Raw genomic sequence first — 14685 nt, forward strand, 5'->3', positions numbered from 1 at the left:
CGGCGGTCGCGTTCACGTCGCCAGACTCTATCAATTCGGTCAGCCGCAAAGGTCCGGGCACGCGAGTCGCCCGGGTGGTGCCACCCACCCGGGCGGCTCGGTAGCCCACAGGCCAGGGCCCCTACGCGTCGACCGCAACCTGGTCTGCGCGGTCGGGAGCGATGACCGTGTACTGGATGAGGTCGCGCTTACTGCGCACGGACCGGTCGGGGACACGCAGCGAGAGCATTCCGACGATGTCCTCACGAGCCACCTGCATCTTCTCGTCGTCGTCGGCCACATCGGCCACGAGCGAGATGACGACGACGCCGCGCTTGTCGCTCTTGCCGAGCGGCGCCACATCCTTCCCCTCCGGGATCGCCTCCGCCGCGAGAATGTTCCTCTTGCTCTCGCCGGTGAAGTCGATACGGGGCGCGGCGCGGCGTGCGCGCTTGAAGATCGGGGCATCGACTCCGAGCTCCTGGATGTGGAGCATGCGGCCGGGAGTATGGCGCTGCGGCCATACGATCGCCCAATCCTCGATCCGCGATTTCTCCGTTGCCGTGGCGATGAAGGCTCGGAGAGGTTTGATAACGCTCTGGTAGTCGTCGTGCCAGGTCAACTGGTCGAAATATGTTAGGAATTCGGATGCCGAGATGCTGCCGACTCGGGCCGGCTGCGTCCGGCTTGTTCCGTTGTCGGTGTACGGAAGCACGGTCTCCTGCGTTGCTCGTGCCAGCAGCGGGATGATCACCTTGTTCAGGTTCGCCTGATTCGCGGCCTTTTCTGCCCGCGCAGGAATGGACGACAGCTGGTGGAAGGTTCCAACCGAAGCGCGCGAGGTAACCACGGCATTGAACATCTTGTTGCGCGCGGTGGGCTTCAACCACGGCAGGTGCTGGCTGACGAGCGGCGGGATCTGCCGCGGCTCGACGATGGGCTTGCCATCTTCGTCGAGCCCCGCGTACTTCCCGAGTTCCTCGCGGAAGGCCTCTTCGTCCAGCAGTAGCGCCTCGAACGCCTCGTACAGATCCGCTCGGTCGTCACGCCGGATGTAGAGACGCACGAGGTCGCGGTAGCCCTCGCGGAAGCCGAACCACCGGCCCGCCTGCATCAGGGTGTCGGCCTGACCGGCCTTGCGGCGGAAGTAGGAGACGGTGAGCCCCTCGACGGTGAATCCGCGGCTCAGCTTGGTGCCGCCGACCAGGATGCGCCACACTTTGCCGGCGTCGAAGTCGAGGGCTTGCTGCTGGTCCTGAACATTCTTGTCCGAGTTGACGATGAGAACCGGGTCGTTGCCTCCGCTCGTCATCTCCGCGTACGCCGTCGCGACGAAAGGCTTGACCTCGTCGAAGCTTGCAGGGACGGCGCCGTCGGCGCGACCCCGCATCACGGGGAGGAAATCCTTGTCGAACAGTCCGCGCAGCCGGGTGAGTCCCTCGCCCGATGTGAACTTGCCGGTGTTCCACAGCGACCGGACGAGTACGGCAGCTTCGTAGTGGGCGACGTTACCGGTCTCCTCGTGGACGAGCATCGTGTGGTGACGGTAGACCTTCTTGCCGGCCTTCGCTCCAGTGGTCGCGTGCTTGGCCTCGCGGTACTTCTTGATCGCTCCACTGAGGACCCAGGCGTCGAGTGCCTCACGCAGCTCAGCCTTGCGTCGGTCCTGGTCGGAGTCGGGATCGCCTTCGAGGCGGCGCACGTGGGCCAGTTCGTTCGACGTAGCGACGGACTTCTCGACGTTCTCCCAGTCAGCATCGACGTCGTGGAACTTCTGAACTCCCATGTAGTCGCTGGGTGGATCGAGCGAGAGCACGAAGTCCGAGGGGAAGAGGTCGCTCTCGTCATCGGGGTCGATGAAGACGTTCGCGAAGGGCGTTGCTGTGTACCCTACGTACTGCGCGCGGGGGACGATGCTGATCATCTCGGTGATGAGCTTGTTGATCGTTGTGCGTGCCTTGGACTTCTTCGGGTCCTTGGTGTTGACCGAGGCCAGATCGGACTCGTCGTCGATGATCAGCGCCGGCAGTTCGCTCAGCATCGACTGGAGCGGCTTGAGGTCCTTGATGAGCTTCTTTAGGGGTGCCGAATTCTTCTTCACCACAACGACGTAGGCGTCGGTGTGGAAGAGATTCTCCGGGGCATTGAGCGGTTTTGTCTTGTTGTGCCGTTCGTAGCGCAGCTGCGACATCCCCTGGGGCAGGCTTTTGTAGTCGGAGCGGTGGGTGGTGACCCGCCGGATGCGGGCGACACCGGGCTGGTCGAGCGCGGTATCGGTGTGCCGCACGAACCGGTTCGCAAGCCAATCCTCGTCCTGCTGGTAGTCGAGCCCCTTCGCGACCTCGGGGTCGTTCGGATTCTGTCCAGCGAGTACATTCTCGACACCCATGAGCTCCATGTCGATCCGCCGCTGGGTTTGGGCGCGAAGGATTTCGATGGTGCCCGTCATAACGACGACGAGCCGGTACCCCGCGTCGATTGCCTTAGCGATGACGCCGGTGAAGTTGGCGGTCTTGCCGCTCTGGACGTAGCCGACCACGAGACCCTTCGTCTGCTTGATCTCGGTGCGCGTCGGGTCGGTGAGACGCTCAATGATCGAGTTCGTGCTCCGGTCCAGATCCGTGATGGACTGGGATTCCCACCCCTTCACCTCGGCGAGGTAGTTTTCGTAGTTAGTCCAATAGAGGTTGCTTCGTCGCGGGCGAGCCTCCTCGTACCACGGTTCGAACTCTCGTGAAATAACGATAGTGCCGTCCCGATGGACCGGGACGACTGTACGTAGGAACTCCTCGAATGCTGTCGACAACCCGAGAGCGGAAACGACGGCCTTCCGGCGGGCAATCGTTCCCCTTCCAGTCTCCGTCCCGTCAGGTCCCGCCAACGTGAATTCGGAGCTGGCATCCCATTTCGCGAACGCCAGCCGCAGAGCGATCAGTGAATTGCTGTCGGTCGGGGCTTGCTCGAGGAAACGGACGAGGTCGGCCTCCGTAGCGTCCACACCCGAGAAGGCTTGCAGTGCAGGCAAAAGCGGCCGGGGCTTCTGATTGGCGAACCCTTGAAGAAGGTTGCGAAGCGCGTTGGCGAGATCCTGGTCGGTGGGAAGCGTTGTTGTCATTCGTTCTCCTGGGGCCGGCGTGAAGATGGGACGGGTTCGGACGCCGCCGGCGTCCTATGACGATTTCCAGCAGCGCACCACGAGGGATCTATTCGCTGTTTCCGCGCATCGCTTCCTCCAACTCGACCGCGGCGCCGAGAACCGCGCGCCAGAGTGCGATGTTGTCCTTGTCCTTGGGACCGAGATGTGCGCCTTCGAAGACATGGTGAGTGAGTAGGAACAGCAGAGACTTGACCAGCGGTGCGTCGTTAAGGCTGCCGCCACTCGGCGCGAAGAGTTGCCGGTAGCGTTGGTTGAGCCACAGCACCTTGCCGCCGAAGTCGACGTCGATGAACTCGCCCTTCGGCAAACGCTTCCACTGGATTTTGAGAGTCTCGCCCCGCTTCAGGGGAAGCTCGCTCTTGACGACACTGCGAATCCCGGGAGCGAATCCGCGATCCGGGGTGATGACCGGCTGTCGTCTGCTCTTCCGTCGATTGCCTTCGACATACGTGGATTCGGCGTCGGCAAGGAAAGCGTCGAAGGTCGTACCATCAGCTGCTACGGCACTGGCAAGGGCATCCTTGAACGCAGGTTCGAAGCGCAGACCGGACTTCTCCGGGTTCATCGTCAGGAACGGGCCGATGGCGTCCGCGTCATCGAGAACGACGCGCGCGAGCTGGCGCTTGGTGGAACGGTTCGCGACGTCGGACCAACCACCCACCTGCAGCAGCCGATCGGCACGGTAAACGTAGAAGCCTTGGAACGCTTCCCCTGACGTGCCGAAGATCCGGAAGCCTGGGATGTCCGTTTTAGGCGGCCAGATATGGCAGGTGAGCTCGAACGACGGGGCGCCGGACTTGGCGCTGGACTTGGCCACGATCTTCTTGGGATAGCCCGGACGCCCAGTCTGCGCATACCCGAAGGGGTCGATCGACTTCACCGGCGTACTGATGCCCTCGTCGGCGTACTTCGCTTCATCGACGAGGATGTCGATAGTCAGGGCGTTCTTCTCGATCAAGCGGTGGAAGGTCACACCCAGATGGGAGCGCAGCTCGCGCTCGGCATTCGCCATCCACGTGCGCGCCTCGTCGGTGTTCGCCCCACGATACGTGGCGCGTATGGACGTCCATACGATTGTGGTGCCAAATGTCGAACCCACCACCTTCTTGCGTCGTTGCCGCGCCGACGTCGCAGCTCTCACCGACAGGCGCTCGCACGAGAAGTCCTTCGAGAAATCGGCTCGCCGAATGCGGCGACCCACGGGTGTCTCGCCGGCCATCGACGACCAGACCGTCAGAACGTCGCTGTGGCTGAACGATGCAGCCTTCATTCCGACCCCGAAGTGACCGAGGTCGTTGGCGCCGTACTCGCGTCGGTGGCCGAGCGTCATCGCCTTGTCGATGATGCTCTCGTCCATTCCTTTCCCGTTGTCGACCACCTCTACCTGGACCAGGGCGTCATCGGCGGTGAGTAGACGAATCGAGATGCGATCAGCCGAGGCATCGAGAGAGTTGTCGACTAGATCGGCAATAGCCGTCACGAGGGTGTGCTGAGCGCCGAGACTGTCGACAAGCCCGGCCGCTGGCTTGAGCTTGATGGTGTCGACGACGTCGTTGTCAGTGGCCACCCAACCTCCTCAAAGTTGTTCCCGCCTTCCCGGTGAACTCGGTTCCCCTGTTTGACGGACCTGTCCCCACTTCATCGGTCCGGCGGGTCGGAGCATTTCATACCGGTTGTGCCGTTTGGATGATTGTTCCAAATGCGCCTGGATCCGGGTTGCGTGGTGTACCGGGCAACGGGGCGGGGGCAAGCGCGGGAGTGCCCTGTGGTGAACGGCCCCAGTGCCTTGCGCCGACAGTCTCAGCCCTAATCACATTCTTCGAGCGTGGTGGGGGACGATGTCTGGCGTGGATGAGACGGTTAGATCACTGGACGCACTGTTCGTGCTGGGGCAGCAGGCACTCGACGCCCCGCCTGCGCTGCGCACCGCGATCACCGCCGCAGTCTCCGCGGCGATCGCGTCCCGGGTGGACACAGCACTGCGCGAGATCCCCGTCGAGTCGATCAAGGACGTGCTGCCGAAGGGCACCCGCACAGGCGGGCTGGCGGCCTCCCGGTTCCGGACGATTGCGGATGTGGTGGGGTCATCGCCGGCTCTACTGGCAACCGTCCCCGGTATCGGTCCGCAGTCCGCGGCCGCCATTCATACGGAGGCGCTCGCCCAGCAGCAGCGGGTGCGTGGTGAGGTCCGGTTCCGGCTCGACCCGGACACGCGGAGTGCGGCGGACGCCGACATCCTGCGTTCACTCCTGGCCTTGCGTGACATCGAACCGGCCGTCGAGCGAGTACGTGAACCTTTGGCGGCGCTCCACGCTCGAGTCGACCCACTACGGCCCGCTGCGAAGCGCGCCGGAAGCAGACTTGCGAGGTTCTTCTCCGGCAGGAAGAAGCGCGCCGAGGCTCAGGCTGCGGTTACACAGATCCAAGCCATCGTCGCGGACCCTCGGCTAACTGACCTGCACACCCAGCTGCTCGCCGTCGTGCAGACCCCACCCCGCGTCGATGACCCGTGGGCCGAGTACCAGCGGGACGCGGCGACGGTCAACGCACTACTCTCCCAGTTCGTCTCGGCTGGCACCGAGCAGGAGACAAAGTCGGCGCACGGGTTCATCGCCCGAGACCTCGTCGACGCAGCCGACCGCGTGGTGCTCGACCGAACTCACCTGCGGTCGTTCCTGCGCGGCTACCAGGCGTTCGGGGCGCAGTATCTGCTGACCCGCCGCAAGGCCATCCTCGGTGACGAAATGGGTCTCGGTAAAACTGTGCAATCGTTGGCAGTGGCCGCGCACCTCGCAGCGCAGGGCAAGAGACACGCGCTGGTGGTGTGCCCCGCGAGTGTAGTGAGCAATTGGATTATCGAGACCGGAAAGCACACCGACCTGCGGCCGTGGCAGGTACACGGTCCAGACCGTGACACGCTGCTGGGGGAGTGGGCCAGCTCCGGCGGAGTCGCCGTCACCACCTTCGACACACTCAAGGCACTACAGATACCCGTGCACCCGGACCTGCTGGTGGTCGACGAGGCGCACTACATCAAGAACCCGAGCACCCAGCGGGCACGGGTTGTGCGTGCGGTGCTGGACACCTCCGAGTACGTGGTGCTCCTCAGCGGCACCCCGATGGAGAACCGGGTCGAGGAGTTCAAGCACTTGGTGAGCTACGTTCAACCCACGCTGGCACACCGTATTCACGTGCGCGACGGGTTGGCCGGCGCAACCGGCTTCCGAAAGGCCGTCGCTCCGGCATACCTGCGCCGCAACCAGGCCGATGTGCTCACCGAGCTACCCGGCCTGATCGAGGTAGAGGACTGGGTGCTGCTCGGACGTCAAGACGGTGCCGCGTACCGCGACGCCGTGCGTGACGGCAACTTCATGGCGATGCGGCAGGCTGCGTACGCGCCCGGTGCCCGATCTGGATCTGCGAAGCTGGACCGACTCGTCGAGATCGTGGAGGAAGCGGAGCAGAACGATGCGAAGGTGCTGGTGTTCTCGTTCTTCCGGGGCGTCCTCGACTCCATCCGGGATGCCGTGCCGGGTACTGTGTTCGGACCGATCACCGGTGCCACCGCCACCACCGAACGGCAACGTATGGTGGACCAGTTCAGCGACCATTCGGGAAGTGCTGTATTGCTCGCGCAGATCGAGGCAGGTGGTGTGGGCCTGAACATTCAGGCCGCATCGGTAGTGATTCTCGCCGAGCCGCAATGGAAACCGAGCACCGAGGCGCAGGCCGTTGCGCGGGCACACCGGATGGGACAGGTGCGCACGGTGCAGGTGCACCGACTCCTCGCCAAGGACAGCGTCGACGAGTTGATGCGTGCTGTGTTGGCAAGGAAATCGGATCTGTTCGATGAGTACGCGCGACGCAGTCATGTGAAGGAGTCCGACGCCGCGGCGGTCGCGTCCGGTTGGGACGGCGGGACTGCACCGACCGAGGCGGAGTTCGTCCGTGCGGAGCAACGGCGGTTGGAGGGTGCGTGATCGACGTCAAATGGTTACTGCTGAAACCGGTTTCGATTGATTCTGGCCCGGGTCTCGGTAGTACTCACGTTCCTAGACGTCCAGACGGTCTCGGTATGTCGTCCGCGGACGCATAATCAGCCCAGTATCGTAAAGGGATCGAGCGCAGTCTCAGTTCGGTGATGATGCCGAGGGTGCTACTTTGCTGCCGACGCACAGCTTCGTCAATGCCAGTCCGGCGACGCCACCGAAGGGGAAGGCGCGAGGTCTGACACCGACAGCGACTTCCACAGAGCCGGATACGCAGAATGATTGCCGATGACCCGGGAGATGCTCTCGACGGCCTGCCCGGCGAACCCTGCGTCGTCGCGAACGCGGTCATAGGCGGCGACGCTCAGACCCGCGGCCAGATCGTGCTTCGCGACGAGCTTGTACGGGATCGTGGCTTCGAGCTCCCACCATGGTGACTGCCCGAGCGCCACCCATGGATTGGCCGGATTCGGTGGAGTTTTGGCGAGTGTGAACGGGGCGAGCGCTCGCCTCAGTTCGTCCTGCACCTCTCCGAACCTGGGCATCCGGGGCCTGCCGATGTGCGCCCGGTCGATCGCCCACAACAGGACCACGTACTGATACGGCGCCGGCTGGCCCTTGTAGATCTGAACCTTTATCTGGTGCAGAGATGCCAGTAGCTCCTCACCGGTCACCGCGCGCGGGCCTGCGCGGAGTCGACGACGAACCCGAGATTGCTCAGAGTTCGAACCACGGTGCGCACACCACCGCTGAAGTCGCGTCCGGTCCAGAACGTTCCCGTCGCAAAGCCGTGCGCCACGCCGACGATCGCTTTCGAGTCGTACCACCGGCCGTCGTGTGACAGGCGATAGATGCGAGCGACACTGAAGCCGTATTTCTCCAGGAACGACTCCTGGCCGAGTGTGTCGTACTCGTCGATCGCCGTCAGCACCGAAGCGCGTGTGATGTCTGTCAAAGCCACGGGCACACGGTAATACGTGTGTGATCACGCACCGCGGTGGGTCCTGGATCAGGAACGCTCACCAACCCGGGTAGAAGGGCTCGATCACAGGCGGGTCAGCTTCGGTGCGGTTCGGTGCCGGCGGGTTCGGCCCACCCCAGCGTTGCTTGGCCCAGGGCAGGCAGGCGTCATAGCTGGGGCGAGCGTACTCGAGTTCGTAGTGGGTGATGCGCCAGTCGCCGAAGACGTTGTCTGCGGGGCGGGGTGCGCGACCTTCGGGTCCGGTCATCGGGGGCAGCAACGGGGTTTCGAGGTCGACATCGTCGATGCGGTCGGTCCAACCAGGAGCGGGTGTATCGGGCTTCTCGACGGTGACTCGGGTGGCCCATAGTGCGCCTGAGGCGTAGTTGCGCGCGAAGGGAAAGCGGCCGTCGGTGGGTTGGGAGACGTCGGTGTCGTCGGTGCACACGATGGCGTCGACTCTTTGCTCGGTGGCCTGCTCCAGCAGCAAATTCAGGCGCATAGTTCCGATCGGCCCGACCGTGTTGTCGAGTGCATTGACCGCTATGGCAGTCGCGTTGGGGCCTGCGGCTTCGAGGTATCCGGGGTACGTGTAGCGGCGTCCGATGCCAAGTGCGATCAGATTGTTCTCTGCTGCCGCCCGGATGGCGGAGATCGGCGGCGAGTCCAGATCGAGGTTCTCTGTGTTGCTCCACTGGAACGCGACCGACCACGATCTGGGTGGGGCGGAAGGTGTTTCGGCTGTCGAGCTACAGCCGACACACATCAGTGTGAGAGCGAGTGCGATTGCTGCAGCGGGGTTGTGCGGGGTTCTCATCGGTGCACCTGAGGGTCAGCCAGGATCCTGTTTTCGTAGTGGGCTGCATCGGATGTGTACTCCTGCAGATTGCCCCGCCACTCGTCGAGTGGCCCGTTGAACCGCTCCAGCCTCAGGCCACCGCGATCCAGCGCTTCTTCCGCGATTGTGCGCAGTTCGACGGCCGTGGTGAGTCGACCATCGGTCGCCACGATTTCGCTGTAGCTGCGGAGCCTGCCATCGTCTACCCAGCCGCTCGGAATCAATGGATCCCCGTCGCTCAGGAGTTCGTCGAGAACGCTCGGCTCCTTCGCCGCGACAGCCTCGAGGACGTGGTACGCCCGCTGACCTGCAAGTAGGTTGTCGCTTACGTCGAACGATTCCGCGGGCAGACCCGACTTCTCCGGTGTGATCCCCGCCTGCACAACCGACGACGCAATGTCGAGCGGGATGGCGGCCGGCCCGCCGAGGCCCACCACGGTCTTGGTGGCGACGTCGATCGCGAGTCTTGTTCTGCCGGCGGTCTGTTCCGCCGCGGCGGCGTCGTCCAGCCCACGGTCGTACGCTTCGGCGCGCAGACCCTGATCCATGTAGCCGAGGAGCCGTCCACTTGCCTCCCCGAGCTGGTACCGGATGACGGTGGACTCGCCGTGCAACTCGCCGAACCGCCCGGCATAGTCGTTGGTGCGTTCGATGATGGCGCCGTTGAAGAGCGCGGACGCCGTCGGGTCGGTGTTCATCAGCGTCGCCAACCGAATCGACCGGACATCCCCGACCTCGCCGAGGGCGGCTTCGCGGTCGAATCCGTGGGTCTGCAGTTCGGGAGCGACCGCGATGTCCCCGAGGTAGGGGGTGACGGCCTGCGCGATTTGTTGCGTCAGAGCCGGGTTGACCTCGCCGAGCGAGCGCCCGTCATGGCCAGGCAGGTTCATCATCGATTCGAATCGACCGGATGAGCTGTCGGTGATCAGGGAGATCAGGCCGGTCGCCGCTCTCCCCGCCTGTGTGGACTGGTCGACACTGACCTCCGGCCCCGGGATCGCGTTCTCGCCGATCCAGCCGAACAGGTTCGGCGCGCCGCGATCGTCGGACCAGTCGAACTGCAGGAGAGGCGTCATGGTGTTCGCGGGACGGTAACCGCTGTCGAGAGGCACGCGATCGGAGCCCTCGCCGGTGAGCAGCTGGGTGATCGCCTCGTGGTTGCGGCCGGAGACCTCGAGATAGTCCCGCATCGGCTGCTCCACCAGCTGCGGGTCGGCGCCGGAGAGTGCCGTTCCCTCAGCAAGATTCGCGGCCTGACGGGTCAGTTCACGCGCGAACTCGGTGCCCGGAGCGTAGCCCGGCTCGGATTCCGTCAACAGTTCCCCGAGACGCCGGGTGTCCTCGTGGAAGCGGTACTGGTCGGCGAGTGCCCCAGACTCGCCGGGAAAGCGGATCGCGTTGGCGTCGGCGCCGTGGGTGCGGGTGGAGATCACCTCGCGAAGATCGGACGGCAACTGGTCATAGGAACCGGGGGAGCGCAGCGACCCGTCCGGGTTGTAGCCGCTGCCGATGTTCTCGTTCGAGACCACCATCAGCCCGTTGGCCAACGAGTTGAGGGCACGCCCGGCGTTCGGATCACCACCGCCTTCCTGCGCCCGCAGATGATCGCCGAGCGCCAGGATCCCGTCCTTGCCGGCCGTGCGGTACAACTCGGCGTAGTAGTCGCGCACCGACTGCGGCAGTGTGCCGACCTGTCCACCGGCAGCGAGCGTGTCGAGTTCGGCGGCCGTAAGCCCCTGCGCCGGCAGCTGGCCGGCGATGCGGTCCAGGGCAGCGGTGTCGCCGGCGGCGGCGGCGCTCGCGAGCACGTCACCGTCCTCGCGCCCGAGCCGCCCGGCCCCGTCCTCGATCGAGTCGGACGGGTCACCGCCGGATCCGATTCGGTCACCGCGCGCGCGGATGCGTTGCGCCGCATCCTCGATTAGACGCGCCACCTCGGTGTCCTCCCGTGCGAGCGCCGCGGCGGCCTCCACGACCGCGTCGCGGTGGGCGACCAGCAGTTCCGCGGAGGCGCCCGCGCCGCCGACCACGGTCCAGTCGTCGAGCACGGTGCACCCGTCGGCGAGAGCAGCTTCAACCCGCGACAGTGCCGCATCCCGTGCCCAGTACAACCGCTGCGCGCCGTCGTCGAGGATCTTGGCGAGGTCGCGCACCTCGTTGGAGAGACTCTGGCCTGCCGCGCGCTCGGCGTCGACGCGGTCGCGGGCGGCGTCGTAGGCGATGCCGGACCAGTCGTGTCCAAGGTCGTCGATGCCCCGCGATGTGGAAGCCAGTTCGTCGAGGAAGCGGGAGTCGGCGGCGGCAGTGCGGGCGGCGGCGTCGGACAGCAGAGCGGTGTTCCAGGATCGGACCTCGGGCAGGCTCGGCATCAGTCGTCTCCGCCCAGCGCACCCAGCTGGGCGGTGAAGTCGGATTCGGTGACGTCGTACTCGTCCGCGTTCCCGCGCGCGATCTCTGCCAACTGCCGCAGCCGGTCCGCGACTCGTAGATAGGCGCCTTCGACGAACTCGGCGGCCTGATCACACGCCGCGGCTGCCGCGGAACCCGGAAGCCGGACGCCCGGACCGATCACGTCGAGCGCGTCGACCGCCTCGCCCGCGCCGTCCATGGTCGACGCGAACGCGCGCAGCTGCGCAGAGTCCACCTTCATGCAATTCCCCCTCGACCCCGGCGACCTCCCCTGATCGCACCGGCTCGGTCGTCAATGTACCGAACGACGTGCGACGCCCTGGCCGGTGGCGCCCGGCGAGTGCGGCGGCGGCCGTACAGTGGCCCGAGCCTTACGGCGTTCGTCGTCGGTGAAGGGGGATGCAATGGGGTCTTTCGATCGAGTGCAGCATCCCGTGGAGTGGCGCAGCGCGTCGTTCTCGATCCGGGAGACGGCCGCGCTGACGCTGCTGGCCGCAATCGGCTGCGCCGCAATGGCGATCGGTGTCGTCGGCGGACTCGACGGGCGGCCGATGGTGCTTCGGTACGGCTCGGCGTACGGGTGCCTCGTCGTGCTCGTCGCGGCTTTCGGGGTGCTGTCGAGGCGGACGGGCGCCGGTGGCTCGGTGCGCACCGTGGATGTCGAATCGGGGACGGCCTCGGCGATCCGGCAGTCCCGCCTCCTGTGGGGAGTGCTCGTCGCGATGACGGTGTGTTGCGCGCTTCTCACCGTCGGCCCAGCCCTCGAGATCTACCTCAACGCAGCCACGCCCGGGATTCCCGGCGCAACGGTGATCTTCGGTGTCTCCGGGATCCTGTTCGGGTCGTTCCTCATCGTGGTGGTGGCGCGGCTTGTGCGACCCGGCGCGGTGATGCTGACCCCCGACGGCCATCATCGCGGCTGGAGCTTCCACTCCTATCTGCCGTGGGAATCGGTGGCCGGGGTGAAAGCCGCGTACAGCGACCACCGAATGATCCTGCTGATCGGCTTCGCGAACGCGCACTGGACCCGCCGCTACACCACCCCGATCTGGCGGATCGACAAACGGCCCCCGGTGCCGATGATCGAGCTGGACTGCCGCAGGTTCGCGATGGACGACCTGCTCCTGCTGCAGTTCGTGAGCTTCTACGCGGACGATCCCACGCTGCGTCGCGAGCTCGGAACCGATGCGGCAAGAGCGCGATTCGCGGCCCGCGACTTCGGGTGATGTCCGATCAGGACAGCACGGCACCGGGGTTGAGGATCCCGAGCGGATCGAGCGCGTTCTTGACCCGTCGGTTCAGCTCCATGACGTCCTCGCCGAGTTGACCCGGCAGCCAGTCCCGCTTGAGCCGCCCCACGCCGTGTTCCCCGGAAATGGTGCCGCCCAAGGCAACTGCGAGATCCATGACGCGGCTGAACGCGACGCGGGCGCGTTCGGTCATGTCCGGGTCGGTGGGGTCGAAGACGATCAGGGGATGGGTGTTGCCGTCGCCGGCGTGGGCGACCGTGCAGATCAGGACGTCGCAGTCCTCTGCGATGGCCTCGACGCCGGTGATGAGCGCGGGTAGCTGCTGCATCGGCACACCGACGTCCTCGAGCAGCAGGCTGCCCATCGCCTGCACCGCCGGGAAGACGGAGCGTCGGGCGGCGGTGAACGCGTCGCCCTCGGCGGGGTCATCGGTGGCGAACACCTCCGTCGCTCCGTGCTTCTCGCATGCCGCGACGATGGTTTCGATCTCGTGCGCCCCGGCGGCGCCGGGCGCGTCGGACTGGGCGAGTAGCAACGCGCGGGCGTTGCGATCGAGGCCCATGCGGACGGCATCCTCGACCGCGTTGATGCTCGCGTGGTCCATGAACTCGAGCATGGCCGGGCGCATGTCCCGGGTGATCGCCAGGACGGCGTCGGCCGCCGACTCGACGGACGGGAACGAGGCGACCACCGTGGACGCCGGCGGCTGCGCCGGAATGAGCCGCAGGGTCAGCTCGGTGATGATGCCGAGGGTGCCCTCGCTGCCGACGAACAGTTTGGTCAACGACAGGCCGGCGACGTCCTTGAGTAGCGGACCGCCGAGTCGGACGGCGGTGCCATCGGCCAGGACTACCTGCATGCCGAGCACGTAGTCGGTGGTCACGCCGTACTTCACGCAGCACAGCCCGCCCGCGTTGGTGGCGGCGTTACCGCCGATCGAGCAGATCTCGTACGACGACGGATCCGGCGGATACCAGAGTCCGTGCTCGGCGGCGGCCCTCTTCACCTCGGCGTTGAGCAGTCCGGGCTGGGTGACGGCGACGCGGGCGACGGGGTCGACGGTGATCTCCCGCATCCGTTCGGTGGTCAGCACGATGCCGCCGTCCACCGCACTCGATCCGCCCGACAGCCCGGAGCCGGCGCCGCGCGGCACCACCGCGATCCGATGCTCGGCCGCCCATCGCAAGGCTGCCTGCACGTCCTCGGTGCACGTCGCGCGGACCACCGCGATCGGTGTGCCGGCGTTCGGGTCGGCGGCCCAGTCCTGGCGGTAACCGACGATCAAGTCCGGGTCGGTGAGCACCGCGCCGTCGGGCAGCGCGCCGATGAGCTGATCGAGAACCGCCGGGTCCACCGTCGTCATGCGTCCATCATGCCCCCGTGCGCCCGAAATGCGGCTGAACGGACCGACCGGGCACTACCGTCGGCAGGGCCGGACGGCGACGAGGGGGTTGTGGTGGCGGAGTTCGAGCAGGACCGGGATCTGCTGATCCGACTGTGGCGAATGTGGGCCAAGCGGGCGGCGGAGCTGTCCGACGCGCAGTGGACGACCGAAACGCGGCTGCCGGGCTGGACCGTGCGCGACGTCTACGTGCACGTGACCCCGGACGTCCTGATCGCGATGCTCGCCGCGCCCGCCGCCGACGGCGACGCCGAGGTCACCAGCGCCGCCGAGATGCTCCGGGTCTTCAACGCCGCCGACCCGGCCACGACGGAGCCGATGCACGCGCAGCTCGCGGAAATGGTCCGCCAGGCCGCTGCCGACGTCGGCCGCGACGACATCGTGGAGCGCTTCGACTCGGAACTGCCCGACGCGTTCGAGCGGCTCAGCGGACTCACCCGCGCCACCGCGATCCCGCACCCGATTCTCGGGTCGGTCGCGCTCGGTGCCTTCCTCGACATGGCGATCCTGGAGGCGACGATCCACTGGCTGGACGTGGTGGACGCGGTCGGGGGACCCGAGCCGGAGACGATGGCACTCGAGCGGGCGCGGGACGTCCTCGCGGCGGTGCCCGATCCGCGCGCGTTCGTCGAGGCGGCGTCGGGCCGGACGACCGCACCGGTCCTGCCGGTGATGCGCTGAGGGCTCGATAGCGCCGCCT

Annotated in this window: 11 protein-coding genes; 3 read left to right on the top strand and 8 right to left on the bottom strand. The window is 66.0% G+C overall.

Annotated features, from left to right (window positions below; translation table 11 throughout):
• Nucleotides 1–121: 121 nt before the first annotated feature.
• Nucleotides 122–3094, bottom strand: coding sequence for a Z1 domain-containing protein (locus E7742_RS04135; protein WP_137797782.1), 2973 nt, complete (start codon nucleotides 3092–3094; stop codon nucleotides 122–124).
• Nucleotides 3095–3182: 88 nt separating this feature from the next.
• Nucleotides 3183–4703 carry an ATP-binding protein gene (locus E7742_RS04140; RefSeq protein WP_137797783.1) on the bottom strand — a complete coding sequence of 507 codons (1521 nt, stop codon included), beginning with the start codon at nucleotides 4701–4703 and terminating at the stop codon, nucleotides 3183–3185.
• 280 nt (nucleotides 4704–4983) lie between these two features.
• Between E7742_RS04140 and E7742_RS04145 the strand changes: the two genes are divergently transcribed.
• Nucleotides 4984–7116 carry a DEAD/DEAH box helicase gene (locus tag E7742_RS04145; protein WP_175420401.1) on the top strand — a complete coding sequence of 711 codons (2133 nt, stop codon included), beginning with the start codon at nucleotides 4984–4986 and terminating at the stop codon, nucleotides 7114–7116.
• 203 nt (nucleotides 7117–7319) lie between these two features.
• Here E7742_RS04145 and E7742_RS04150 read toward each other — a convergent pair whose 3' ends face one another.
• From E7742_RS04150 to E7742_RS04170, 5 genes are read right to left on the bottom strand one after another with little or no spacing between them, the layout of a single operon-like run.
• Nucleotides 7320–7799 carry a hypothetical protein gene (locus E7742_RS04150; RefSeq protein WP_137797785.1) on the bottom strand — a complete coding sequence of 160 codons (480 nt, stop codon included), beginning with the start codon at nucleotides 7797–7799 and terminating at the stop codon, nucleotides 7320–7322.
• A complete protein-coding gene (locus tag E7742_RS04155) occupies nucleotides 7796–8086 on the bottom strand; it encodes a hypothetical protein (protein ID WP_137797786.1) in 291 nt (96 codons plus the stop codon). The genes E7742_RS04150 and E7742_RS04155 overlap by 4 nt, the downstream gene beginning before the upstream one ends.
• A gap of 58 nt (nucleotides 8087–8144) precedes the next feature.
• Entirely contained in the window at nucleotides 8145–8903 is a 759-nt protein-coding gene (locus E7742_RS04160; RefSeq protein ID WP_137797787.1) for a hypothetical protein, read from the bottom strand.
• Nucleotides 8900–11293 (bottom strand): TPR repeat region-containing protein, encoded by a 2394-nt coding sequence (locus E7742_RS04165; RefSeq protein ID WP_137797788.1) that lies wholly within the window; start codon nucleotides 11291–11293, stop codon nucleotides 8900–8902. The genes E7742_RS04160 and E7742_RS04165 overlap by 4 nt, the downstream gene beginning before the upstream one ends.
• Entirely contained in the window at nucleotides 11293–11574 is a 282-nt protein-coding gene (locus E7742_RS04170; RefSeq protein ID WP_137797789.1) for a hypothetical protein, read from the bottom strand. The genes E7742_RS04165 and E7742_RS04170 overlap by 1 nt, the downstream gene beginning before the upstream one ends.
• A 163-nt stretch (nucleotides 11575–11737) precedes the next feature.
• Here E7742_RS04170 and E7742_RS04175 point away from each other — a divergent pair, with 163 nt between their 5' ends.
• A complete protein-coding gene (locus tag E7742_RS04175) occupies nucleotides 11738–12559 on the top strand; it encodes a hypothetical protein (protein WP_137797790.1) in 822 nt (273 codons plus the stop codon).
• A gap of 7 nt (nucleotides 12560–12566) precedes the next feature.
• Here E7742_RS04175 and E7742_RS04180 read toward each other — a convergent pair whose 3' ends face one another.
• Nucleotides 12567–13946 carry an FAD-binding oxidoreductase gene (locus E7742_RS04180; RefSeq protein WP_137797791.1) on the bottom strand — a complete coding sequence of 460 codons (1380 nt, stop codon included), beginning with the start codon at nucleotides 13944–13946 and terminating at the stop codon, nucleotides 12567–12569.
• 93 nt (nucleotides 13947–14039) lie between these two features.
• Here E7742_RS04180 and E7742_RS04185 point away from each other — a divergent pair, with 93 nt between their 5' ends.
• Nucleotides 14040–14666 (top strand): maleylpyruvate isomerase family mycothiol-dependent enzyme, encoded by a 627-nt coding sequence (locus tag E7742_RS04185; protein WP_254699157.1) that lies wholly within the window; start codon nucleotides 14040–14042, stop codon nucleotides 14664–14666.
• Nucleotides 14667–14685: the final 19 nt, after the last annotated feature.

The organism is Rhodococcus sp. SGAir0479 (genome assembly GCF_005484805.1).
In the GTDB taxonomy this organism is placed as follows: domain Bacteria; phylum Actinomycetota; class Actinomycetes; order Mycobacteriales; family Mycobacteriaceae; genus Prescottella.